The sequence below is a fragment of the Paraburkholderia sp. genome (assembly GCF_050742655.1).
Taxonomy (GTDB): domain Bacteria; phylum Pseudomonadota; class Gammaproteobacteria; order Burkholderiales; family Burkholderiaceae; genus Paraburkholderia.
The window spans coordinates 70,600-93,511 of record NZ_JBOIGG010000002.1; the positions used below are offsets into that span (position 1 = coordinate 70,600).

A 22,912-nucleotide genomic window follows, 5' to 3' on the forward strand; every position below is an offset into this window, starting at 1 on the left:
CTCTTCGCCCAGGCATCCGCATGCGTGTGCTGCGGTGTCTCTCGCAACGCGCGATGCATCGCGCCGCATCGCGGGTTCGCGTGTCCGTGCATTTTCTGCGTGCGTTTATCGGTCGGCATGGACCTTGCTAAAAACGCGCCATGTCCCTTTCGTCCATCGATCCATCGAACGCGAACCCCTCGAGCGCGGCCGGCCTGCCGGTGCGGTCGACCGCGCGCGACTGGGTCTGTCCGTTCTGCCCGCTGCTGTGCGACGATCTCGTGGTCCACACGCACGCCGACGACACGCTCAGCGCGCCGGACACCGACTGCGCACGGCTCGCTCACGCACTGTCGACCTATCGCGCCACCGATGCGTCGTGCCGCTGTATCGTCGACGGCAGCGACATGGACCTCGACACCGCGCTTGCGCGCGGCGCACAGATCGTGTCGGATGCGCACCGTCCGCTGTTCGGCGGGCTCGCTACCGACGTCGCCGGCACACGTGCGCTGTATACGCTCGCGGCCGGCTGCGGCGCGATCCTCGATCACCTGCACGGCGACGCATTGAGCGCAGCCACGCTCGCATTGCAGGATCGCGGATCGTTCTTCACGACGCTCTCCGAAGTGCGCGATCGCGCCGACCTGCTGGTGTTTTTCCACTGCCGGCCGTCGCTGCGCTATCCGCGGTTCTTTGCGCGCGTCGACGGCGACGAGGCTTCCGCACGCGAACTGATCTTTGTCGGCACTGAGCCTGATCCGGCCGCATCGATGCACGCGCATGCGCGCATCGGCACCGTGTTGCCGGACACCGATCCGTACGACTCGCTCGCGCTGTGGTCCGCGTTGAGCGAAGGCCGTCGCGCCGACACGTTACCGCACGCGGACGCGGACATCGTCGCGGCGCTCGCGGCGCTGCATACGCGCATCGTCGCCGCCCCCTACGCGGTGATCGTCTACGAACCCGCCGCGCTGCCGGGTCCGCATGCGGCACTGCTGATCGAAGCGCTGAACCGCATCGTCAAGGCGGAGAACCGTACGAGCCGCGCCGCGTGCTTCGCGCTCGGCGGCGACGACGGCGCGCTGACCGTCAACCAGACGACGACGTGGCTGTCGGGCCTGCCGCTGCGCACGCGCGTCGCGATGCCGTCGCGGCTCGCCGGCACCGCGCCGCTCGATCACGACCCATACCGCTATCGCACCGACACGTTGATCGCACGCGGCGAGATCGACGCATTGCTGTGGGTCGCGAGCTTCGCGCCCGACGCATGGCCCGAAGCGCTCGATCGACGGGTGCCCATCGTCGTGCTGGGTCATCCCGCACTCGCCGACGCCGCGAAAGCGCGCGGCGCGGGCACCGTGTTCATTCCCGTCGCGACGCCGGGCATCGACAGCGGTGGGCATCTGTTTCGCGTCGACAGCTCGGTCGTGATGCCGCTCGCGGCCGCGCGCGGTGTCTCGCTGCCTTCGGTGGCGACGATCGCCGCGCAGCTGTCCGCACGTCTGCCCGCCACGTTCGCTGCATCCGGTACTGACGCAAACGAAGCCACCGGCGAGGCCACCCGATGAGCACGATCCGGCTCAAAGGCGGCACGCTCTACGACCCCGCCAACGGCGTGAACGGCGAACGGCGCGACCTTGTGTTCCGCGACGGCCGCATCGTCGACGTACCGGCCGGCCTGCCCGCCGATCGCGAGTACGACGCGACCGGCATGATCGTGATGGCGGGCGGCATCGACCTGCATTCGCACATCGGCGGCGGCAAGACCAACCTGTCGCGCCTGCTGCTGCCGGAGGACCATCGCGACGACCCGGTCCGCGATGCCGCGTACGAAGCGGCGCGCGACGCGGGCGGCCGTTACCTGCGGCTGCCGTCGTGCGGTGTCTGCGCGCCTGGCACGCTCGCGACCGGTTACCGCTACGCCGAAATGGGCTACACGGCCGCGTTCGAGCCCGCGATGATGCCGTCGAACGCACGCCACGCGCACCTCGAAATGGGCGACACGCCGATCATCGATCACGGCGCGTACGTGATGCTCGGCAACGACGAACTGTTCCTGCGGATGCTCGCCGCGCGCGACGATTTCGAACGACTCCGGGACTACGTCGGCTGGACCATTCACGCGAGCAAGGCGCTCGGCGTGAAAGTGGTAAATCCGGGCGGCATCTCGGCGTTCAAGTTCAACCAGCGCTCGCTCGACGTCGACGAAGCGCACACGCATTACGGCATCACGCCGCGCGACGTGCTGCGCACGCTGTCGCACGCGTTGACCGAGCTGCGCGTGCCGCATCCGCTGCACGTGCACGCGAGTAACCTGGGCGTGCCCGGCAACGTCGATTCGACGATCGCAACGATGGACGCCGCCGAGGGCCTGCCGGTCCACCTGACGCACATCCAGTTTCACAGCTACGGCATCGAGGGCCCGCAGAAGTTTTCGTCGGGCGCGCGGCGCATCGCCGATGCGGTGAACGCACGGCCCAACGTGTCGATCGACGTGGGCCAGATCATCTTCGGACAGACGGTCACCGCGTCCGGTGACACGATGATGCAGTTCCGCAACGCGCCGCTCGCGCGGCCGCACAAGTGGGTCGCAGGCGACATCGAATGCGATGCGGGCTGCGGCGTCGTGCCGTTCCGCTATCGCGAGCAGAGCTTCGTGAATGCGCTGCAATGGATTATCGGTCTGGAAATCTTCCTGTTGGTCGACGACCCGTGGCGTGTCGCGATGACGACCGATCATCCGAACGGCGGCCCGTTCACGAGCTATCCGCATCTGATCCGCCTGCTGATGGACAAGTCGTTTCGCGACGAGCAGCTTGCGAAACTGCATCCCGACGCGCCGGTCGCGAGCACGCTGCCCGAACTGAAACGCGAGTTTTCGCTGTACGAGATCGCGATCATCACACGCGCCGGCCCCGCGCGTCTGCTCGGGCTGCGCGACCGCGGCCATCTCGGCGCGGGCGCGGCCGCCGACGTCGCCGTGTACCGCGACGAGCCGGATCGCGAGCGGATGTTCACGTCGCCCGCGTACGTGTTCAAGGACGGCGAACTGGTTGCGCGCGACGGCACGCTCGTCGCCACACCGACGGGTGGCATCCATTTCGTGTCGCCGGAATTCGACCGCGGCATCGAGAAGACCCTCCGCGCGTACAGCGACACGCATCTCGCGAGCAACTTCGCGCACGCGGCGATCAGCGACGACGAAGCGTGCAGCTGCTGCCGCGGCGGCCGGCTGCTGCCGGTCGCGTGCTTCGCCGACGACTGACCCATGCACAGCGAACCGCGACGATGAGCGACCCGGCGACCCTGCAGATCAACGGCACGACGATCGATGCGACGTTCGCGGAAGCGTTTCCGATGAAGGCGACGCGGCTCGTGATCACCGCGCACACGCCCGCGTGGGCGCTGAACGCCGCGCATTCGCTGACCGGCTTCGCGACGTCGGTGATTGGCTGCGGCTGCGAGGCCGGCATCGAGCGCACGCTTGCGCCCGGCGAAACGCCCGACAGGCGTCCGGGCGTTGCGGTGCTGCTATTTGCGGTGTCGTCGAAGGAACTGGCGAAGCAGATCGAGCGGCGCGTCGGGCAATGCGTGCTCACGTGCCCGACGACCGCGGTGTTCGGCGGCATCGATCCGGCGACGAGCCGCGCGCCGCTATCCGACCGCGCGTCGCTCGGCAGCGGCCTGCGTTTTTTCGGCGACGGCTGGCAGATTTCGAAAATGCTCGGCGACACGCGCTACTGGCGCGTGCCGGTGATGGACGGCGAATTCGTCTGCGAGGACACGGCGCTCACCGTGAAGGCGGTTGGCGGCGGCAACCTGCTGCTGCTCGCGCGCGACGTCGACGCCGCGCTGGCGGCGGCCGAAGCCGCGGTCGATGCGATGCGCGCGCTACCGAACGTGATCATGCCGTTTCCGGGCGGCGTCGTGCGTTCGGGCTCGAAGGTCGGTTCGAAGTATCGCGGCGCGAGCGCGTCGACCAACGACGCGTTCTGTCCGACGCTCGTGGGATTGTCGCCGCGCAGCGAGTTGAGCGCGGACGTCCGCTGCGTGCTGGAGATCGTGATCGACGGGCTGACCGACGCCGACGTCGGCGCGGCGATGACGGCCGGTATCGCCGCGGCCACCGCGCGCGGCCGCGCGGCGGGCATGCTGCGGATCTCGGCGGGCAACTACGGCGGCAAGCTTGGGCCCTATCACTTCCATCTGCATGCGCTCGCGGCGGGTGTCGACGGGAGTCGCGCATGAGCACGACGACGCTGCGCGTGAAGATCGCGCCCGCCTTCCGCATCGACGCATCGGTGCTGCTGCCGGTGCCGCTCGCGGAATTGTCGATCGCCGACATCGAACGCATCGTGCTGCCGGCCGGCAACGAACGCTGCGCGGTTGGCGATCTGTTCGCGGTGTCGCGTGACCAGTCAGTCGATGCGGGTCCCGCTTTGGTAATCGACGGCGCCGGGCCGTGGCTCGACCGCGTCGGCGCGCAGATGGACGGTGGGCACCTCGCCGTGCACGGTTCGACGGGCGACTACAGCGGCTGGCGGATGACGGGCGGCACGCTGCATGTCGACGGCCACGCGGGACATTTCACCGGCTGCGAAATGCGCGGCGGCAGGTTGACGGTAACGGGCGACAGCGGCGACTTCGCTGCCGGCGCACTGACCGGCGACATGGAAGGGATGACCGGCGGCACGCTGACGATCCATGGCAACGCGGGCGCGCGGCTCGCAGACCGGATGCGTCGCGGGCTCGTGCTGGTCGGCGGCGACGCGGGCGCGTTTGCCGCCGCGCGGCTCGTCGCTGGCACGGTCGGCATCGCAGGCAGCGTGGGCCCGCGTTATGCATACGGTATGCGGCGTGGCACGTTGCTGCTCGCGCATGCACCGGCCCCGCTGCCATCGACTTTCACCACCGGCGGCGTCGGTTTCGACGTGTTCTGGGCGCTGCTCGTGCACAGTCTCGCGCACGAGATTACGCCGTTTTCGCAATGGCGCGCCGACCATCTGCCGATCCGCTATGCGGGCGATCTCGCGGTCGACGGCCGGGGAGAAATTTTGATCGCCGGATGATGTGGGACATACGTCCGGGGATGACGATGCAGCAGGTTCGACGAAACGGCCCGAGGCAAAACACGAAACACATGGACAAGACAACAGCCATGACGACAACGCATTCTCCCTCCGCGACGTTGCACGCCGACGCGCCTCCAGCGCGTTATACGGGCTCGCTGATCGCGCTGCACTGGCTGATCGCGCTCGGCGTCATCGCGCTGCTCGCGCTCGGGCTCTACATGGTCGGGTTGCCGAAGGGGTTGCCTGTCAAGGCAACGCTGATCAACCTTCACAAGTCGCTCGGCCTGACGGTTTTCCTGCTGGTGCTTCTGCGCATCCTGGCACGTGCGGCCTCCACCCGGCCGCCGCTGCCGCCGATGCGTCCGTGGCAACGCGCCGCCGCGCGCATCACGCAGGGTCTTTTATACGTTGCGATGGTCGCGATGCCGCTCGCCGGTTATCTCGGCTCGTCGTTCAACCACTACGGCACGCGCTTCTGGGGTCTGCCGCTGCCGAAGTGGGGCTGGGACGATGCCGGCCTGCGTGCGCTCTTCTTCGGCCTCCACCAGGCGATCGCGTATGGGCTGATCGCGCTGATCGTGCTGCACGTCGCGGGCGCGATCAAGCATCAGTGGATCGACCGCGACAACCTGCTCGCGAGGATGCTGCCATGACGATGCCCCGAGTGCACGCAGGCCATCTCGCGAGCGACCCGGCACTCGCGGCGTGTTTCGAATTCGATCCACGCGTCCACGAGGGGCGCGCGATGCGCTGCGCGGCATGAAGATCAAGGTACTCGGTTCGTCGGCAGGCGGTGGCTTCCCGCAATGGAACTGCAACTGCCGCAATTGCGACGGCGTGCGTCGCGGCACGCTGAAGGCGACGCGCCGCACGCAGTCGTCGATCGCGGTCAGCGCGAACGGCGAGGACTGGCTGCTCGTCAATGCGTCGCCGGATCTGCTCACGCAGATCGCCGCGCATCCGGAACTGCAGCCGGCACGCCGCGCGCGCGATACGGGTATCGCCGCGGTGCTCGTCATCGATGCGCAGATCGATCACGTCACCGGGCTGCTGATGCTGCGCGAACACAGTGCGCCGCTGCCGCTCTACGCGACCGACGCGGTATGGCAGGACCTGTGCAGCGGTTTTCCGGTCGGCCCGATCCTTTCGCACTATTGCGGCGTCGAGCATCGCCGGATCGCACTCGACGGCACGCCGCTCGAACTCGGCGCGCTGGCCAGCGTGCAGATCGACGCGCTACCGCTGTCGAGCAAGGCGCCGCCCTACTCGCCGCATCGCGACGCGCCCGCGCGCGGCGACAACCTCGGGCTCGTGTTCACGAACCGGCAGACCGGCAAGCGCGTGTTCTACGCACCGGGCCTCGGCGCGATCGAGCCGCACGTGCTCGACGCGATGCGCGGCGCGGACCTGCTGCTCGTCGACGGCACGCTGTGGACCGGCGACGAGATGATCCGCCTCGGCCTGTCGAAGAAGACTGCCGCTGACATGGGTCATCTGCCTCAGTGCGGCCCAGGCGGAATGATCGACACGCTCGATTCGCTGGGCACGACGAATTCGATGAACGTGAGCAACTCAACGCAGCGAAACGTACGCAAGGTGCTGATCCACATCAACAACACCAACCCGATACTCGTCGAGGACGGTCCCGAGCGCCGGACGCTTGCCGAACACGGCATCGAAGTGGCATACGACGGAATGACGTTCGACCTGTAGTGGAAGACCTTGATGCAACGCGTTGCAGCGGCATTGCGACGCGACGAAACCAGAACCATCGGAGACGGCATGAACGCGAAAGACCCTTTCGGCACGGCGCCGGCGCGCACGACTCACGCGCCGCACGAGTCCCGCGGACCCGCATGGACCCGCGACGAATTCGAAGCGCAACTGCGCGCGAAGAGCACGTCTTATCACATCCATCATCCGTTCAACGTGAAGATGAACAGCGGCGGATGCTCGCGCGACCAGATCCGCGGCTGGGTCGCGAACCGCTTCTACTATCAGATCAACATCCCGCTCAAGGATGCGGCCGTGCTGTCGAACTGCACCGACCGCGACACGCGGCGCCGCTGGGTACTGCGCATTCTCGATCACGACGGCTACGGCGACGAGGAAGGCGGCATAGAAACGTGGGCGCGACTCGCGGATGCGGTCGGACTGTCGCGCGACGAACTGTGGTCGCTGCGGCTCGTCACGCCAGGTGTGCGCTTCGCGGTCGATGCCTACGTGAACTTCGCGCGCCGTGCGCCATGGCAGGAAGCGGTGTGCTCGTCGCTGACCGAGATGTTCGCGCCGCAAGTGCATCGCGACCGGCTCGCGAGCTGGCCCGAACACTATGCGTGGATCGAGCCGGACGGCCTCGCGTACTTCCGTTCGCGGATCGCGCTCGCGCAGCGCGACGTACTGCACGGACTCGCAGTGACGCTCGATCACTTCACGCGGCGCGACCAGCAGGAACGCGCGCTCGACATCCTGCAGTTCAAGCTCGACATCCTGTGGTCGATGCTGGACTCGATCGAAAAGGCGTTTCCGCAATGAACGACATCGCACATCACGTCAGTCCCAATGCTTCGTCCACCAATCGACTCGCGATCGCGAAACAGTTTCGCCTGCAATGGGAGCCCGCGCAGAACGCACACGTGCTGCTCTATCCGGAGGGCATGGTGAAGCTCAACCAGAGCGCGGGGGAAATCCTCAAGCGCTGCGACGGCACGCGCGATCTCGATGCGCTGATCGCCGAGCTGGAGCATGCGTTCAACACGACCGGACTCGGTTCTGAAGTGCGGGCGTTCGTCGCCGACGCGCGTGGACGCGGCTGGCTGGAGTAGCCCGATGACCGATCTCTCCCATCCCGTCGCCAACGCACAAACCAGCTCCACCGCCGGCATCGCGCCGCCGCTATGGCTGCTCGCGGAACTGACGTACCGCTGCCCGCTGCACTGCGCGTTCTGCTACAACCCGGTCGATTACACGGATCACAACCGCGAACTGAGCACCGCGCAATGGGTCGACGTGCTGCGCGAAGCGCGTGCGCTTGGCGCAGCGCAGCTCGGTTTTTCGGGCGGCGAACCGCTGTTGCGCGACGACCTCGAGGAACTGGTCGGGGAAGCGCGCAAGCTCGGCTTCTATACGAACCTGATCACGTCCGGCATCGGCCTGACCGATACGCGGCTCGGCAATCTGAAGGCTGCGGGCCTCGATCACATCCAGCTGTCGTTCCAGGATTCGACGCAGCAGCTGAACGACTTCCTCAGCAGCACGCGCACGTTCGACCTGAAGCAGCGTGTCGCTGCATCGATCAAACGACACGGCTTTCCGATCGTGCTCAACTGCGTGCTGCATCGCTATAACCTGCCGCATGTCGACAGGATCATCGAGATGGCGCTCGCGATGGGCGCCGAGTATCTGGAACTCGCGAACACGCAGTACTACGGCTGGGCGCATACGAATGAAGCACAGCTGATGCCCACGCGCGAGCAGCTCGACGAGGCCGAGGCGGTCGTGCAGCGCTATCGCGCGGTTCACGGCGATCGCTGCAAGATCTTCTTCGTCGTGCCCGACTACTTCGAGCGCCGGCCGAAGCGTTGCATGAACGGCTGGGGTGCCGTGTTCCTCGGCATCGCGCCGGACGGCACCGCGCTGCCGTGTCACGCGGCGCGCAGCCTGCCGGGCCTCGCGCTGCCGAAGGTGACCGACATGCCGCTGCGCGAGATCTGGTACGACAGCGCCGCGTTCAACCGCTTTCGCGGCCTCGACTGGCTGAAGGAGCCGTGCCGCAGCTGCGAGGAGAAAGAGCAGGACCTCGGTGGCTGCCGCTGTCAGGCGTACCTGCTCACCGGCGATGCGGCGCAAGCCGATCCGGTGTGCGACAAGTCGCCGTTCCACGAGACCGTCGTGAACGTGGTCCGTCGCGCGGCCGATGCAGCCGCTACGCCCGCGGCTCCGCGCGAACAGCCAATCGTGTTCCGCAACGATGCGAACTCGCGCCGGCTCGCCGCAGCGGCGCGCGGCGATGCGAACGGACCCGGCGAACCCGGCGAACAAGGAGCACGATCATGAGCGTAGCGGACATCTCCGTGCTGCTCGTCGACGACCACGCGGTGGTGCGCGAAGGCTACCGGCGTCTGCTCGAACTGAACGACGACGTGCATGTCTGCGGCGAAGCAGCCGATGCGGGCGACGCGTACCAGCGCTTCTGCGCGCTGCGGCCGGACGTCGTCGTGATGGACGTCGCGCTGCCGGGCGCGAGCGGCATCGAAGCGATGCGACGGATGCTCGCGCGCGCGCCCGAAGCGCGCGTGCTGATCTTCAGCGTCCACGAGGAGGCAATCTTCGTGCGCCGCGCGCTCGACGCGGGCGCGCTCGGCTACGTGACCAAGGCGAGCGCGCCCGACGTGCTCGTCGAAGCGGTGCGCACGATCGCACGGCGAGCCGGCTATCTGAGCCCCGACATTTCGCAGGCGCTCGCGATGCGCAACGCGTTCAGCGAGGGGCCGCCGGGACGCCAGTTGTCGGCGCGCGAATTCGAGGTGTTGCGGCTGCTCGTGCAGGGCTACACGTTGCCGAGCATCGCGGAAAAGCTGGGCTTGAGCCAGAAGACGGTGGCCAATCATCAGTCGGTGATTCGCCAGAAATTCGGCGCGGACAACGGCGTGCAGCTCGCGCAGATGGCAAGCCGGCTCGGGCTTCAGTTCACGGGTTCAGCCAGCCCCGCTTGAGCGGGCACGCGCGCGCAGAACAGGAAGCCGCCGCCGGGCTGGCTCGCGACGTGAAACTCGCCGCCGAGCGCCTCGACGCGCTCGCGCATGCCGATCAGTCCGAGGCCGCTGCGCGGCTTCGCGAGATCGACGCCGGGACCGTCGTCGGCCATCGTCACGACGATCTCGTCGATCGGCTCGCCGTGCTGCCCCGCCGCTGTCTCGCGCGGCGCACGCACCATGAACACCTCGACGCGCGCCGCGCGCGCGAACTTCGACACGTTGGTCAGCCCTTCCTGTACGAGCCGGTATAGCGTGATCGTCAGCGGGTCGGCGAGACCGCTGAAGTCGCCTTCGATCGTCAGCGAGAACGACGCGGCGGGCAACCGCTCGCGCCAGCCATCGACGCAATGTTCGAGCGCGCTCGGCAGACCGAATTCGTCGAGACCGATCGGCCGCAGCCGGCGAATCATCCCGCCGATCTGACGGTAAACGTGGCTCGCGCTCTGGATCAACCCAAGCGCCACACGATGGATCTCGGGCTCGCGCGCAGTCGACAGGTCGCGGATGCGCGCGGCGTCGAGCGCGATCGCATTCAGATACTGGCCGAGTTCATCGTGCAGTTCGCGCGCGAGATGACGGCGCTCGATCTCCTGCGCATCCAGCGCCTGACTCGCGAGCCGGCGGTTGTCCGCGAGCAGCCGTTCGGCTTCTTCCTCCAGCGCGCAGCGGCGGCGCAGTTCGTGGCGCGCGTCGCGATAACGGCGCCACGCGAACCACGCGAGGCAGATCGCGAGCACGCACAGCGTGCCCGGCAGTTCGTCGAGCTGGAAGCGCTCGAGCCCGCGGGTCCAGCGATACGCATGCTCGCTCACGTCGAACGTCGCACCGAGCACCCAGGCCAGCACGGTCACCGCGAGCACCCACGCGAGATCGCGCCGCACCGTCGGAGGCGGCGGCGCGGGGCGTGTCGAAGAGAGGTTGGAAGGATCGCTTGACGTCACGTCTGCATTCTACTCAGCCCGACCCGCAACGGCGATTTCTGGCTGTGCTTTTGGGAACGCTTCCCCGTCACAACGGGAAAAGCTCCCGGGTCATCGGCGGCTCGAGCATGCGAAGCTTTCATTACACCGGCATGCGCGCGTTAGGTTGGGTTGCGACGGCGCCGGGATGACATGAGACAAAACAATGAGCATGCGATACCGTGCCGTCCTCACCCTTCGTTTGCGGCAGCGAGCAAGCCTAACGCTGTGCTTCGGCAGTGCGCTTGCGGGCCTGTCCGCCACCGCGTGGGCGCAGAACGCACCCACTGCCGCAGCGGCGACCGCAGAGACACAGCCTGCGCCCCCCACCGCCGAAACGACACTCGCGCCGATTATCGTCGTAGGCACCACACCGCTTGTCGGCATCGGTACGCCGCTCACACAGGTGCCCGCGAACGTACAGACGGTGCACGCGGCCGATCTCGAGCGGCAGCATCGCAGCACGCTCACCGACTACTTCGCGAAGAACCTGCCGAGCGTCGACATCTCGGATGCACAGGGCAATCCGTATCAGATGAACCTCACGTATCGCGGCTTCACCGCGTCGCCGTTGCTTGGCACGCCGCAGGGGCTGTCGGTGTTCGTCGACGGCGTGCGCGTGAACGAGCCGTTCGGCGACGTCGTGAACTGGGACCTGATTCCGCAGCAGGCGATCGACACGATCCAGCTGATTCCCGGCTCGAATCCGACCTACGGGCTCAACACACTCGGCGGCGCGATCGCGATCACGACGAAGAACGGCAAGACGAGCCCCGGCGGCGAGGCCGAGGTGACGGCCGGTTCGTGGGGCCGCAAAACCGCGCAGATCGAACAGGGTGGCACGATCGGCGACCATCTCGACTACTACTTCACCGGCAGCATGGCGAACGACGACGGCTGGGCCGAGCAGAACGCGAGCCGCGTGCGGCAGGCGTTCGGCAAGCTGCGCTACACCGACGCCGATACCACACTGACGTTCTCGGCGGGCGGTGCCGACAACGATCTGCACGGCGTGCAGACCATTCCGCGTTCGTTCCTCGACAACCGGAAGCAGCCGTACACGTATCCCGACCAGAACGAGAACAGCCTCGGCTATGTCACGCTATCGGGCGACCACTATTTCAACGATCACGTCGAACTGAGCGGCAACGCCTACTACCGGCGCTTTCTGAACACCAACATCAGCAGCAACAACAACACGAACTTCGGCTCGGTCGACAGCAGCGGCAACGTTGATACGACGCAGGCGACCAACCAGAAATCGTCGGTCGCGACCAGCAGCTACGGTGCGAGCCTGCAGCTCACGCTGCTCGGCAAACTCGGTGGTATGCAGAACCAGCTCGTCGCGGGCGTGTCCGCCGACATCGCCAACTCGCACTACACGGAGTCGTCGCAGGATGCGGTTTTCACCGATTCGCGCGCGACCATCGGCATCGGCGACTTCGCGCAGCAGACCGACGCGCGCACGCACAATGGCAGCTATGGCATCTATCTGGAGGACACATTGTCGATCACGCCGCAGTGGTCGGTGACGCTCGCCGGACGCTACAACTGGGCCGACGCGTCGATCGGCGACGTCAGCGGCATGCAACCGCAGCTCGATGGTCACCATACGTTCTCGCGCTTCAATCCGGCGTTCGGCATCAACTGGAACCCGGTGCCCGGCTTCACCGCATACGCGACGTACAACGAGGGCATGCGCTCGCCGACCGCGATCGAACTCGCGTGCGCGGACCCGAGCGCACCGTGCTCGCTGCCGAACGACTTCGTCTCCGATCCCGCGCTGAAGCCGGTGATCTCGAAGACCTTCGAAGTGGGCGCGCGCGGCCGCATCGGCCATTCGACGACGTGGAGCGCGAGCGCCTACAGCACGACGCTCGACAACGACATCGAGTTCATCAGCGCCAACGGCGCATCGAGCTCGCAGGGCTTCTTCCAGAACGTCGGTCGCACACGCCGGCAAGGGCTCGAACTCGCGGGGCACAGCCGCTTCGGACCGGTCGCGGTGACCGCCAGCTACAGCTACGTCGACGCGACCTACCGGTCCACGTGGACCGAGAGCAGCCAGAGCAATTCGAGCGCCGGCGCCAACGGCAACATCACCGTCAAGCCGGGCAATCACATCCCGGGCATTCCGGCGAGCACCGTCAAGCTGCGGCTCGACTACGACGCGACATCGAAGTGGACCATCGGCACGAACCTGACGTGGCGCGGCAGCGTCTACGCGCAGGGCGACGAGAACAACCAGGACGCGAACGGCAAGATCTCGGGCTACCTGCTGGTCGATCTCGACACCACGTATCAGGTCACGAAGCAACTGCAGGTCTTCGCATCGGTGACGAACCTGTTCGACAAGCAGTATGCGAGCTTCGGCGTGCTCGGCGAGAATTTCTTCAACGGACCGAATCACACGTTCGATGGCGCGAATCCGACGAACGAACAGTTCATCGGGCCAGGTGCGCCGCGTGGAGTGTGGGTGGGATTGCGCTACGCGTGGAAGTAGCGGCAAGTAATGGCAGATAAGGAAAACGGGCGGCCAGTGTGAACCGGCCGCCCGACGCGATGATGCAATTCGATCTGCTTCAATGCGACTCGATCGAGCCGTCGCTATGCGGATAGGTGACGATGCCCCACGCGAGTGGCAACGAACCGATCTGACCGATCGGCTGATAGCTCTTCGCGTCGAGCACGTAGACGGCATCGGAGCGGCCGCATGCGACCATCAGCTTCGAACCGTCCGGCGTAAAGCTGAAGTGCCAGCAGCGCTGGCCAACCGGCACGTCGGCGACGTGGTCGTAGGTGCGGCCGTCGAACACCTGGATCGTCTTGTCGCGCGACGCCGCGACGAAAAGCCGCTTGCCTCCGGGACCGAACGCGACGCCGTACGGTCCGAGCTTCGTGTCGACGGTCTTGACGACCTTGAACGTGTGCGCGTCGATCACGACGAACTTGCTTAGCGATTCGAGCGTGACCACGTAGTCCTTGCCGTCCGGCGACAGCCGGATGCCGCGCGGCCGGCCGCCCGCGGCGAGCTTCACGGTGCGCAGCGGCGCACCGGTGCGCGCGTGGTAGACCGATACCGTGTCGTCGCCCTCGTTGGTGACGAGCATCGTGCTGCCGTCGCGCGAGAACTCGATGCCCTCGGTTTCGTGGCCACTTGTCACCGAGCGGATCACGTGCCACGTCTTCATGTCGACGATCGCGATTTCGGCGGGCGGCTTGTTCGCGTCGTCGTCGCCGCCAGCCGTGCCGGGCTTGCCGGGAGGTGACGCGGACGGCGGACCGCCCACCTCGCCGGGCTCGTAGGTCACGTACGCATAGCCGCCGCGCACGCGCACGTATTCAGGGTTCTTGCCGATCTTCACGCGCTCGACGACGTTGCCCGACGCGGTGTCGATCACCGCGAGATCGCTTGTATTCTTGTTCGCGACGAGAAGCCGCGTGCCGTCCGCATTCAGGCTCAGGCCGCGCGGGCCGTCGGCGCCGTCGGTGAAGGTCTTCGCGAGCGTCATGCTGTCGAGATCGATGACGCCGACGCCGGCTGTCTCGCTCGTCACATAGGCGAGCGGCGCGGCGGCCTGGGCCGCGCCCGCCGCGAGCGTCAACGCGGCCAGTGCGAACGCGCGCAAGGGGGACGTGAAGCGAGGGGAAGTGAAACGAAACCGTGTCTCCAGCATATCTGGACTCCGTCATGTGATCGGGTTGTCCAGTCAAAGTATCCCATCGGACGATGGTTTGACAACGGACAACGGGCAGGAGAATTTCCCGAATTGCGGCTGCGCGGGTCGCTTCGCGAGGGAAACCGTTCTGTGACTGCTCTTCTTACGAAGCGATAACGCACCGCATGCACTCAAAGCAGCACTTATCGCAGCCGAAACAAACTCTGAATTCAAATCGGCGGGACGCTCCGCTATCGTGATGTCATGACTTCTTCCGGCGCGCGGCGCAACGGCATCGTTGCGCGGACGCCGGACAAGGACCGGGATCATGCAAGCCCTCATCTTCGACGTCGACGGCACACTCGCCGATACCGAGACCGCGCATCTGCGGGCCTTCAACGCCGCGTTCGCCGAGGTCGGCCTCGGCTGGTTCTGGGACGAGGCGCTGTACACGCGCCTGCTGAAAGTGGCGGGCGGCAAGGAGCGATTGCGGCACTACTGGCGCGTCGCCGATCTGGAAGAAGCCGACGGCGCGAAGGTGCAGGACGTGATCGACGCCGTGCACGCGATCAAGACCCGCCACTACACCGAACAGATACGCGGCGGCGGTTTGCCGCTGCGTCCGGGCATCGCGCGGCTGATCGACGAGGCGCACGCGGCCGACATTCCCGTCGCAATCGCGACGACCACGACGCCCGCCAATCTCGACGCGTTGCTTGGCACGCCGTTCGGCAGCGCGTGGCGCACGCGCTTCGCCGCGGTCTGCGATGCCGGTACGACGCATACGAAGAAGCCTGCCCCCGACGTTTACCACGACGTGTTGCGGCAACTCGGCCTGCGCGGCGCCGACTGTATCGCGTTCGAAGATTCCGCAAACGGCCTGCTCGCGGCACGCGCCGCCGGTGTGCCGACCGTCGTGACGCCGACCGCGTTCACGTCGCAGGACTGTTTCGACGGCGCGCTGGCGGTACTGCCGCATCTCGGTGAGCCGGATGCGCCGGTTGCATCGCCGATGCAGGATGAACGCGCGGGCTGGATCGACGTCGCCACGTTGCGGCGCTGGCATCGGCTCACGCAGCACGAGGCAGCGTGAGATGAACGCCGCATGCATTCACTGCATTCACCCCACGCACCGATGACGGAGCCGCGGAACAAGGCCGTGCTGGTGGATCTCGACGGCACGCTGATCGACACGGCGCCGGACATCGTGGAGGCAGTCAGCCGGATGCTGCGCCAGTTCGATGCCGCCGCGCTACCGTTCGAAACCGTCAGCGGTTTCATCGGCAAAGGCGTGCCGAATCTCGTACGACGCACGCTCGAAGCGACTGGTCTCGATCAGCGAATCGATTTCGCGCACGCATTGCATGCGTTCAACCATCACTATGCGCAGACCAACGGCCGCATCGGCCGCGTGTTCCCCGGCGCGGCCCCCGGACTCGAGTCGTTACGTCGCCACGGCTACCGGCTCGCATGCGTGACCAACAAGCCGGAAGCGCTCGCGGCACCGCTGCTGCTGATGACGGGGCTTGCCGGCTATCTGGACGTGCTGGTCGCCGGCGACTCGCCTGCCGGCATGAAGCCGGAGCCAGGACCGCTGTGGCATGCGTGCACGCTGCTCGATGTCGAACCGGCACACAGCACGCTGGTCGGCGATTCGCCGGTCGACGTCGCGGCCGCGCGCGCGGCGGGTGTGCCGGTGTTGATCGTCCGCTATGGTTATGCGGGGCCGACCGGTGCTGCGATGCTGGATTGTGATGGGTTCGTCGATTCGCTCGAGGAGGTGGCAGGCGTGATCGAGGGGCGACGGGGGGTGAACGCGTTGGGTTGAGCGGGCGGGCGGGAACGGAAAGGGCTGACGACGCATCTGGTTCTGCTGATTGTCAACGGGCCCTGGCGCCCTTTCGTCGAGTGCCCCAGAACCGCCTCGACGAATTCCGTCATTGCATGCGCGACAGGCCCGCCTCCGTTGAAACTGGGGAGAGCGGGCCCCGGATCGCGGCCTGGGGTGCGAGACTACAGCGCGACGAACAGCATACCGTGGGGATCCTGCAGCGCCGAGGCGTTGCCAATACCCGCGACGACCGGCGTCAGATGCCCGGTCTTGGTGTCCAGCTGCATCACCTGTCCCTGGCCGGCGCTATAGGAGTCGCCCTGCTTGAACGGTGCATCCACGCGATAAGTGTTGTTGGTTGCATCGGTGAACAGCATGAAGGTCTTGCCGGTCGAGCCCGGCGCGGGCACCCAGCGCGTATCGTCCACCGGATAAACCGGGCCGTCCTTGTCGTTGTAGAGCGTCAGCGTCAGCACGCTCACGGATTGGCTCGCACCCGGGTTGTGAATGAATATGAGCTTGCCGTCGGCCTGACTGTCGAGCACCAGGTCACCCGCCGAATCGATGGCTTCGGAGTCCGGATCGGTGAGGCTCAGTGTGACCGCCTGATTGAACGTGGGATTGGTCGCGCCGCCGACCGAAGGCGTGAGGTCGGTCGCCTGTGCGTTGCCCGCCAGCACCGGCGCGACGTCGAACGTGCTGCCGTTCGCATTGAGCGTGAGCGAGACGACGGTGGGAGCGGCACCCGGCGTGGTCGGTGCAGACGCGCTGACATACACGACGCCGTTGATAAGCTGCATGTCGTCGTAGCCCCCGCCATGCGCCGTCGGATTGACCGTTGCCTGATAGGTTTTTTGCGCACCGGACCCGAGGTCGATGATGGTGAGCTCAGGATTGCCGTCTTCATTCGACATCGCCCACAACGCATTCGTGTCGGTGCGCGCCATCAACCCGTCGACGTGCCCAGGCACCGTATAACTCTTCAGCGCGTTTCCACTCAGATCGTACTGGACCACCGTATTCGTCAGACCTGGGACCGAACCATCCTTCACGTCGCCGGCCATCTGATAACCGATAAAAACGGTGTTGTTGTATTGAACGATCGAGTCCGGTTTAGCCGACGAGGACGGTGCTTTCGCAAACAGCGACAGCGAGTAGCCGGTTGCCGTCGCGGTGTTCGGAATCTGCGCCGTACTGACAGGAGCCGCTCCCGGCGACGACGTCACGTTGTTGCTGCCGCCGCATGCCGCGAGCGTCAACGCCGAAAACATTACAGAAAATAGACACTTGCTTTTCATATCCCCACCAATATTAAGTTATCCTTAAGAGGTAAGACCGACAGGTAGAATTTATTGAGCGAGACAAGCCTTTCCGGGGAGTGCGCATCAGTAGAATCGATCTGCGGACTGGTGACGAGCGTATGCAGTGAATATGTCCATGTAATGAAATGAAATATATTCCGTACTCCAGATTTGTTTATAAAAAACGGATGAAACCACTCCTTATGAGAGCCTTAAGAACAAAATAAATCACACCATTTTTCCCGCCGTATTGCAGGTCGATCCGCTTGTTCCGGCTGCGCATGCAGATCGCGGATCAGGCGAAGCCGTAACGGTTACCGCTGGTTACAGGATTGACAATGCGGTCGTACCTGCCGGGGCCTGGCGCTCTTATCATCCGCGTCGTCGGTTATCAATTGGCACCCGCCAGAGCCGGACAGGATCGGAGAACCCGTGAAGCGCGCTACCCTCTTTCTCGCGGCAGGAATTTCCGCTGCCTGTGCATCCAGTGCGGCTCTTGCTCACGCGGATATCGGCATTTTTCTGGGTGCGCCGGGCCCCGTCTATGTGCAGCCGCCTCCGGTCGTGTATGAGGCACCGCCTCCGGTAATCTATGCGCCGCCGCCCCCTGCCTACGGTTACGGATACCGCTATGAAGGCGACGACGGCGACAGGCGGCGTTGGCGTGACGATGGGCATCGGGGATGGGAGCGCCATCATCGTGAGGATGACGACGACTAGGTCGTTGGTCGCGGCCCCCGACGGGGTTCGGGCGCTCGCCGGCGGTGTACGAACCGCCGGTCACACCGAAGCGGCGATTGGCGTATGCCGCTATGTTTCGATCAGGCGGTATCGGCCGGATGATAGTGTGCAGGTTTAATCAGACTGACCTCGCAACCGGCGTTCGTGTCGTGGAACGTCAGCATCATGCCGTGCATGCCGGCCACGGCGGCGGCAAGACTCAGGCCCAGGCCGCTGCCGGGCGTATGGCGGCTCGCCTCTCCACGATAGAAGCGGCGCAGCACCGCATCGCGCTCGGCTGGTGCGATGCCCGGTCCATTGTCTCGTACCGTCAAGCCGGCGCCCCGTGCGTCGCGCCACAGCACCATGCGCACGGCTCCGCCGTGCGGCGCGAACTTGATGGCGTTCTCCACGAGATTCGCCAGTGCCTCAAAGAGCAGATTCGGATCGCCCGTGATTGCCAGCGGGCCGGATGCTGTGCGCTGTAGTTCGAATGCAATGTGTTTGTCTTCGGCAGCCGGCTCGTAGAACTCGAACACGTCGTCGGCGAGAGCGGCCAGATCGACATGAGTGAAGCCCGCGCGGCGCACACCGCTTTCTATTTCAGAAATCCGCAGCAATGCATTGAAGGTGCGCAACAGGCCGCGGGTTTCAAGAATGGTTTCGTCGATCGCCGCGCGGTATTCCACGTCGGTTCTGGCACGCCGCTGTGCGCGTTCGAGTCCGCCGAGCATCCGTGTGAGCGGCGTGCGCAGGTCGTGCGCGATGGCGTCGCACACGCCTTTGACCTCGTGCATGAGCCGCTCGATTTCGTCGAGCATTCCGTTCACGACGCCTACCAGCCGATCCACGTCGTCCTGTTTCGAATGCACCGGCAAACGCCTGCTGAGATTGCCCGCGACGATTTCCTCGATCGAGGCAGTCACCGCATCGAGCCGCCGCATTGCCGAGATGCCGATCAGACTCGCTCCGATCAGGCCGATCACGAGCGTGATCATCGCCGTGGAGAGCAGCGCATGCAGCAGTTCTTCGTCGAAGTGATCGAGCTCGCGCGTGTTCTGGCATTGCAACGCAATGCGGTTATCCGGTACGCGCGCGGCAATGCATCGGCCGGGCGGATGTTTCGGCAGATTCGCGAGCCGCATCGAAAACGGCTTGTCGAACACGGGAATTGCAGGCAGATCGCCCAGAAAACCGCCGGCAAGGTGTTTGCCACTGGCGTCGAACAAACCAAACGGGCGCTGATGGCGCGGGTCGAACTGGTTTTGATGCTCGAAGCGGGCGACCAGTTCGTCCGGCTCTTCGCGGCTCAACTGTGCGTGCTCGCGCATCAGCCAGTCGTCGATGCGTTCCTGTTCGAAGCCCGTCACCTCGCGGTACAGGTAGCCGAACAGCAGTATCGCGATCACGCCGAACAGCGCCAGAAACAACGTGGCGAGGCGAAAGCCAGTGGTGCGGTGCAGTTCAGTCAGGCGCATGCAGCACGTATCCTGAACCGCGCACGGTATCGATCATCGGAGCCGTCCCGTCCGGGTCGAGCTTCTTTCGCAAACGGCTGATGTGCACGTCGATCACGTTGGTCCGCTCATCGAGCCGGTAGTCCCAGACGGCCTCGAACAGCATGGTGCGGCTCACTACCTGCCCCTCGTGCTGCATCAGGTATTCGAGCAGCCGGTATTCGCGCGGCAGGAGCGGTACCGGGCGGCCGGCGCAGGTCACTTCGCGTTTGAGCGGGTCGAGCCGCAGCGGGCCGACCTGATATTCCTGTACGCCGGGCGCGGCCTCGCGCCGACGCATCAGCGCGTCGAGCCGCGCGGTCAGCTCGATGAACTCGAACGGCTTGGTCAGGTAGTCGTCGCCGCCGGCTCGCAAGCCGCGCACGCGTTCGTCGACCGCGGACAGTGCGCTCAGGATCAGCACCGGCGTGAGCACACCGGCACTGCGCAACGCCGCCAGCATGCCGAGTCCTTCGAGCCCGCCCGGCAGCATGCGATCGAGCACGATGGCGTCGTAGCTGTTTGCGACGGCGAGCATCAAACCGTCGCGACCCGTGCTTGCGGCCTGCACCTTGCAGCCGTGATCGGTGAGCGCTTCGATGATCTCCGCGAGGGTCTGCTCGTCGTCCTCGACGACCAATACGTTCGACATGCCTTCTTCCAGAATCCAGAAACAGGCGGGCGGGCACGCCTGCGTGAGACGGCCGATTACGCTACGCTCGTACCTGCGAAAACCGCAGTATGCCGCGCGAAGCCGCACAGGCGTTTCGCGCGAACATGAAAAATTTTTAATGTAGGCCCCTCCGTCCGGGCCCGAGTGCATGCGAATCCTGTTGATCGAAGACGATGCGCGCGGCCGCCAGTTTCTCGCGCGCGGCTTGAGCGAGAGCGGTCTGATCGTCGACGCGGTGGCCGACGGTGCAACCGGGCTCGCGTATGCGCGCGAGGGCATTTACGACGTGATTCTGACCGACCGGCGCCTGCCCGCGCTCGATGGCATCGCCCTCGTGCAGCAGTTGCGTGCCGGCGGCGACATGACGCCGGTGCTGATGCTGTCGGCGATCGGCGGTTTGAACGACCGCGTCGAAGGTATTCGCGCCGGTTGCGACGACTATCTCGTGAAACCCTACGCGTTCGTCGAAGTGCTCGCGAGAATCGAGGCGCTCGCGCGGCGCGCGGACCGCAGCAGGATGAGCGAGCGGCTCGAATGCGCGGATCTCGTGCTTGACACCCGCGCCCGAACCGCGACGCGCGGCGGCCACAGCCTGCGCCTGCAGCGCCGCGAATTCCTGTTGCTTGAGTGCCTCGCGCGGCACGAAGGTCAGGTCGTGACGCGCAGCATGCTGCTCGAAGCGGCATGGAACTACGATTTCGAGCCACGCGGCAACATCATCGATATGCACATGCATCGACTGCGGGCGAAGGTGGACCGGGACTTTCCAGTCACCCTGATTCATACCGTGGTGGGCGCGGGCTACGTGCTGAACCCGACGCCCTGGAAGCACTTCGAGCCGCGTTGACGCTGTTGCGCAGGCCTCGTTGCCCCCTGCTGCCGCGCATTAAATTTTTTTAATCATTGGGCGAAAGCGCCGACAGGACCCGCTGACTATTCTGGCGACATGTCCATGTTGCCGGAGCGTTCTTCAATGTCAGGGCTGCTCCATCCGGCGCCGGCGGCGCGCGTCGTCAGCGCTCTGGCCCGCTGTCTGGCCGTGCGCGCCGCCGTTTGCGCGCTTGGCGCCGCAGTGCTGACAGGCTGCTCGCTCGTGCCCGGCTATCAGCGGCCGGGCGTGCCACTCGCACAAAGCTTCGACGGCGCGGCGGGAGCGTCGCTCGCCGATACGGTCCCCGTCAGAAGCGGATGGTGGCGCGAATATCACGACCCGGCGCTCGACGCGCTGGTCGAGCGCAGTCTGCACAATAACTTCACGCTGGCGTCCGCGATTGCGAGCGTCGAACAGGCGCGCGGCAACGCCCAGAAAGCCGGTGCGCCGCAGTATCCGTCGCTGTCGCTGGGCGCGACCTTCAGTCGCGCCCATCAAGGGCGCGGGTCGACGACGAAGTCTCAGAGTCTGTTTGCCGAAGCGAGCTACGAGGCGGATTTCTGGGGTTTCAACGCCGCCAACGCCAGCGCCGCCGACCTGCTCGCGCGTGCGTCCGGGTTCGACCGCGACACGGTGGCGCTGACGCTGACCGCATCGGTGGCGGACACCTACTTCCAGGTGCAAAGCCTGCGCCGCCGCCTCGCGATCGCGCGATCCGTTGCCGACGATGCCTCCCACATCCTGCAGTTGCTGCTCGCACAGCAGGAGGCGGGCGTCGCGACCGAGCTGCAGGTGCAGCAGCAGCGCAACGCGCTCGCCACCTTTCAGGCCGCGGTGCCGGCGCTGCAACAGCAACTCGACACCAATGTGCATGCACTCGCGGTGCTGGTGGGCACGGCGCCCGAACAGTTCACGGTCAACGATGCCGTGCTCGCCGACATCGTCGTTCCCCGCCCACGCCCGAATCTGCCTGCCAGTCTGCTGGAAACGCGTCCCGACATCCGCTCGAAAGAAGCGCAGTTGCAGTCGGCGAACGAGAGCGTCGGCGCGGCGCGCGCCGCTTTTTTGCCGAACATCGTGCTCACCGCCGACGGCGGCCTCAGCAGTAAATCGTTGTCGCACTTCCTGTCGAGCCCGTTCGCGAGTCTCGCGACCTCGCTCGCGGCACCGCTGTTCGACGGCGGCGCGCTGCGTGGCCAGTTGCACGCGAGTCAGGCGGCCGAGGCGAAGAGCGTCGCGGATTACCGGCAGACGGTAGTGACGGCGTTGCAGGACGTCGAGGATTCGCTGTCGGCCGCGCAACAGCAGCAGCTTGCGGAGGCCGCCGACCAGGACGCCGTCGACGCCGCGCGCAAAGCCGCCACGCTCGCGCAAGCGCAATACAGGCTCGGCACCGTCGACTTTCTGACCGTGCTCGATACCCAGCGCACGCTCTATCAAGCCGAAGACACCCTGGTACAGGCGCGGCTTGCGCGCCTGCAGGCATCAGTGAGCCTGTTTCGCGCGTTCGGCGGCGGCTTCGGCGTCACCGATGACAGCACCGCTTCCCCCTCTACGCCTTCCCGCTCATGAAATCTGCAGACCCTTCAAACCA

21 protein-coding genes are annotated in these 22,912 nt (G+C 65.8%); 16 read left to right on the forward strand and 5 right to left on the reverse strand.

All coding sequences use genetic code 11. The features are described from left to right. Window positions 1–140 precede the first annotated feature (140 nt). The 10 genes from ACREXZ_RS02995 to ACREXZ_RS03040 all read left to right on the forward strand — a co-directional run bounded on the left by ACREXZ_RS02995 (window position 141) and on the right by ACREXZ_RS03040 (window position 9,766). Window positions 141–1,547: a formylmethanofuran dehydrogenase gene (locus ACREXZ_RS02995; protein WP_431762543.1), complete on the forward strand. Its 1,407-nt coding sequence runs from the start codon at window positions 141–143 to the stop codon at window positions 1,545–1,547. Beyond that, window positions 1,544–3,244 carry a formylmethanofuran dehydrogenase subunit A gene (locus ACREXZ_RS03000; protein ID WP_431762544.1) on the forward strand — a complete coding sequence of 567 codons (1,701 nt, stop codon included), beginning with the start codon at window positions 1,544–1,546 and terminating at the stop codon, window positions 3,242–3,244. Before ACREXZ_RS02995 ends, ACREXZ_RS03000 begins: the two co-directional genes overlap by 4 nt. A gap of 23 nt (window positions 3,245–3,267) precedes the next feature. Then, window positions 3,268–4,227, forward strand: coding sequence for a formylmethanofuran--tetrahydromethanopterin N-formyltransferase (fhcD, locus tag ACREXZ_RS03005; protein ID WP_431762545.1), 960 nt, complete (start codon window positions 3,268–3,270; stop codon window positions 4,225–4,227). Beyond that, window positions 4,224–5,048, forward strand: a complete 825-nt coding sequence (locus tag ACREXZ_RS03010) for a formylmethanofuran dehydrogenase subunit C (RefSeq protein ID WP_431762546.1) — start codon at window positions 4,224–4,226, stop codon at window positions 5,046–5,048. Before fhcD ends, ACREXZ_RS03010 begins: the two co-directional genes overlap by 4 nt. An 89-nt stretch (window positions 5,049–5,137) precedes the next feature. Beyond that, on the forward strand, window positions 5,138–5,704 hold the full coding sequence (locus tag ACREXZ_RS03015; protein ID WP_431762547.1) for a cytochrome b: 567 nt from the start codon (window positions 5,138–5,140) through the stop codon (window positions 5,702–5,704). Window positions 5,705–5,810: 106 nt separating this feature from the next. Next, window positions 5,811–6,764: a pyrroloquinoline quinone biosynthesis protein PqqB gene (pqqB, locus tag ACREXZ_RS03020; RefSeq protein WP_431762548.1), complete on the forward strand. Its 954-nt coding sequence runs from the start codon at window positions 5,811–5,813 to the stop codon at window positions 6,762–6,764. Between the two features lie 69 nt (window positions 6,765–6,833). Further along, window positions 6,834–7,586, forward strand: a complete 753-nt coding sequence (pqqC, locus tag ACREXZ_RS03025; protein ID WP_431762549.1) for a pyrroloquinoline-quinone synthase PqqC — start codon at window positions 6,834–6,836, stop codon at window positions 7,584–7,586. Beyond that, window positions 7,583–7,876, forward strand: coding sequence for a pyrroloquinoline quinone biosynthesis peptide chaperone PqqD (gene pqqD, locus ACREXZ_RS03030; protein ID WP_431762550.1), 294 nt, complete (start codon window positions 7,583–7,585; stop codon window positions 7,874–7,876). Before pqqC ends, pqqD begins: the two co-directional genes overlap by 4 nt. 4 nt (window positions 7,877–7,880) lie before the next feature. Further along, complete coding sequence (gene pqqE, locus ACREXZ_RS03035; RefSeq protein WP_431762551.1) at window positions 7,881–9,107, forward strand: pyrroloquinoline quinone biosynthesis protein PqqE; 1,227 nt, start codon at window positions 7,881–7,883, stop codon at window positions 9,105–9,107. After that, window positions 9,104–9,766, forward strand: coding sequence for a response regulator (locus ACREXZ_RS03040; RefSeq protein ID WP_431762552.1), 663 nt, complete (start codon window positions 9,104–9,106; stop codon window positions 9,764–9,766). Before pqqE ends, ACREXZ_RS03040 begins: the two co-directional genes overlap by 4 nt. On the opposite strand, the gene ACREXZ_RS03045 is transcribed toward ACREXZ_RS03040, so the two are convergent. After that, entirely contained in the window at window positions 9,736–10,749 is a 1,014-nt protein-coding gene (locus ACREXZ_RS03045; protein WP_431762553.1) for an ATP-binding protein, read from the reverse strand. The two genes, ACREXZ_RS03040 and ACREXZ_RS03045, sit on opposite strands and share 31 nt — an antisense overlap. A 184-nt stretch (window positions 10,750–10,933) precedes the next feature. Here ACREXZ_RS03045 and ACREXZ_RS03050 point away from each other — a divergent pair, with 184 nt between their 5' ends. Beyond that, on the forward strand, window positions 10,934–13,270 hold the full coding sequence (locus tag ACREXZ_RS03050) for a TonB-dependent receptor (RefSeq protein WP_431762554.1): 2,337 nt from the start codon (window positions 10,934–10,936) through the stop codon (window positions 13,268–13,270). Between the two features lie 79 nt (window positions 13,271–13,349). On the opposite strand, the gene ACREXZ_RS03055 is transcribed toward ACREXZ_RS03050, so the two are convergent. Continuing rightward, a complete protein-coding gene (locus tag ACREXZ_RS03055; protein ID WP_431762555.1) occupies window positions 13,350–14,444 on the reverse strand; it encodes a beta-propeller fold lactonase family protein in 1,095 nt (364 codons plus the stop codon). Between the two features lie 310 nt (window positions 14,445–14,754). On the opposite strand from ACREXZ_RS03055, the gene ACREXZ_RS03060 reads away from it, so the two are divergent. Together ACREXZ_RS03060 and gph are read left to right on the forward strand one after the other, a co-directional pair. After that, window positions 14,755–15,519, forward strand: coding sequence for an HAD family hydrolase (locus ACREXZ_RS03060; RefSeq protein ID WP_431762556.1), 765 nt, complete (start codon window positions 14,755–14,757; stop codon window positions 15,517–15,519). A 12-nt stretch (window positions 15,520–15,531) separates the two neighbouring features. After that, a complete protein-coding gene (gph, locus tag ACREXZ_RS03065) occupies window positions 15,532–16,254 on the forward strand; it encodes a phosphoglycolate phosphatase (RefSeq protein WP_431762557.1) in 723 nt (240 codons plus the stop codon). A gap of 185 nt (window positions 16,255–16,439) precedes the next feature. On the opposite strand, the gene ACREXZ_RS03070 is transcribed toward gph, so the two are convergent. Beyond that, window positions 16,440–17,528: a hypothetical protein gene (locus tag ACREXZ_RS03070; protein ID WP_431762558.1), complete on the reverse strand. Its 1,089-nt coding sequence runs from the start codon at window positions 17,526–17,528 to the stop codon at window positions 16,440–16,442. Between the two features lie 462 nt (window positions 17,529–17,990). Here ACREXZ_RS03070 and ACREXZ_RS03075 point away from each other — a divergent pair, with 462 nt between their 5' ends. Further along, the gene (locus ACREXZ_RS03075) at window positions 17,991–18,278 is read left to right on the forward strand and encodes a hypothetical protein (RefSeq protein ID WP_431762559.1); all 288 of its coding nucleotides are present in this window, start codon (window positions 17,991–17,993) and stop codon (window positions 18,276–18,278) included. Between the two features lie 101 nt (window positions 18,279–18,379). On the opposite strand, the gene ACREXZ_RS03080 is transcribed toward ACREXZ_RS03075, so the two are convergent. Further along, window positions 18,380–19,756, reverse strand: coding sequence for a sensor histidine kinase (locus tag ACREXZ_RS03080; protein ID WP_431762560.1), 1,377 nt, complete (start codon window positions 19,754–19,756; stop codon window positions 18,380–18,382). Next, a complete protein-coding gene (locus tag ACREXZ_RS03085) occupies window positions 19,743–20,426 on the reverse strand; it encodes a response regulator transcription factor (RefSeq protein ID WP_431762561.1) in 684 nt (227 codons plus the stop codon). Before ACREXZ_RS03085 ends, ACREXZ_RS03080 begins: the two co-directional genes overlap by 14 nt. A gap of 169 nt (window positions 20,427–20,595) precedes the next feature. Here ACREXZ_RS03085 and ACREXZ_RS03090 point away from each other — a divergent pair, with 169 nt between their 5' ends. Next, window positions 20,596–21,294 carry a response regulator transcription factor gene (locus ACREXZ_RS03090; RefSeq protein ID WP_431762562.1) on the forward strand — a complete coding sequence of 233 codons (699 nt, stop codon included), beginning with the start codon at window positions 20,596–20,598 and terminating at the stop codon, window positions 21,292–21,294. Window positions 21,295–21,420: 126 nt separating this feature from the next. Beyond that, window positions 21,421–22,890 carry an efflux transporter outer membrane subunit gene (locus ACREXZ_RS03095; protein WP_431762563.1) on the forward strand — a complete coding sequence of 490 codons (1,470 nt, stop codon included), beginning with the start codon at window positions 21,421–21,423 and terminating at the stop codon, window positions 22,888–22,890. Window positions 22,891–22,912 lie beyond the last annotated feature (22 nt).

Excerpts from the sequence above, each read along its gene's own strand:
- pqqD (WP_431762550.1), top strand. The coding sequence starts at position 7,583 with ATGAACGACATCGCACATCACGTCAGTCCCAATGCTTCGTCCACCAAT.
- pqqE (WP_431762551.1), top strand. The coding sequence starts at position 7,881 with ATGACCGATCTCTCCCATCCCGTCGCCAACGCACAAACCAGCTCCACC.
- ACREXZ_RS03070 (WP_431762558.1), bottom strand. The coding sequence starts at position 17,528 with ATGTTTTCGGCGTTGACGCTCGCGGCATGCGGCGGCAGCAACAACGTG.
- ACREXZ_RS03040 (WP_431762552.1), top strand. The coding sequence starts at position 9,104 with ATGAGCGTAGCGGACATCTCCGTGCTGCTCGTCGACGACCACGCGGTG.
- ACREXZ_RS03060 (WP_431762556.1), top strand. The coding sequence starts at position 14,755 with ATGCAAGCCCTCATCTTCGACGTCGACGGCACACTCGCCGATACCGAG.
- gph (WP_431762557.1), top strand. The coding sequence starts at position 15,532 with ATGCATTCACTGCATTCACCCCACGCACCGATGACGGAGCCGCGGAAC.
- ACREXZ_RS03010 (WP_431762546.1), top strand. The coding sequence starts at position 4,224 with ATGAGCACGACGACGCTGCGCGTGAAGATCGCGCCCGCCTTCCGCATC.
- pqqC (WP_431762549.1), top strand. The coding sequence starts at position 6,834 with ATGAACGCGAAAGACCCTTTCGGCACGGCGCCGGCGCGCACGACTCAC.
- ACREXZ_RS03090 (WP_431762562.1), top strand. The coding sequence starts at position 20,596 with ATGCGAATCCTGTTGATCGAAGACGATGCGCGCGGCCGCCAGTTTCTC.
- ACREXZ_RS03085 (WP_431762561.1), bottom strand. The coding sequence starts at position 20,426 with ATGTCGAACGTATTGGTCGTCGAGGACGACGAGCAGACCCTCGCGGAG.
- ACREXZ_RS03095 (WP_431762563.1), top strand. The coding sequence starts at position 21,421 with ATGTCAGGGCTGCTCCATCCGGCGCCGGCGGCGCGCGTCGTCAGCGCT.
- pqqB (WP_431762548.1), top strand. The coding sequence starts at position 5,811 with ATGAAGATCAAGGTACTCGGTTCGTCGGCAGGCGGTGGCTTCCCGCAA.
- ACREXZ_RS03000 (WP_431762544.1), top strand. The coding sequence starts at position 1,544 with ATGAGCACGATCCGGCTCAAAGGCGGCACGCTCTACGACCCCGCCAAC.
- ACREXZ_RS03080 (WP_431762560.1), bottom strand. The coding sequence starts at position 19,756 with ATGCGCCTGACTGAACTGCACCGCACCACTGGCTTTCGCCTCGCCACG.
- ACREXZ_RS02995 (WP_431762543.1), top strand. The coding sequence starts at position 141 with ATGTCCCTTTCGTCCATCGATCCATCGAACGCGAACCCCTCGAGCGCG.
- ACREXZ_RS03015 (WP_431762547.1), top strand. The coding sequence starts at position 5,138 with ATGACGACAACGCATTCTCCCTCCGCGACGTTGCACGCCGACGCGCCT.
- ACREXZ_RS03050 (WP_431762554.1), top strand. The coding sequence starts at position 10,934 with ATGAGCATGCGATACCGTGCCGTCCTCACCCTTCGTTTGCGGCAGCGA.
- fhcD (WP_431762545.1), top strand. The coding sequence starts at position 3,268 with ATGAGCGACCCGGCGACCCTGCAGATCAACGGCACGACGATCGATGCG.
- ACREXZ_RS03055 (WP_431762555.1), bottom strand. The coding sequence starts at position 14,444 with ATGCTGGAGACACGGTTTCGTTTCACTTCCCCTCGCTTCACGTCCCCC.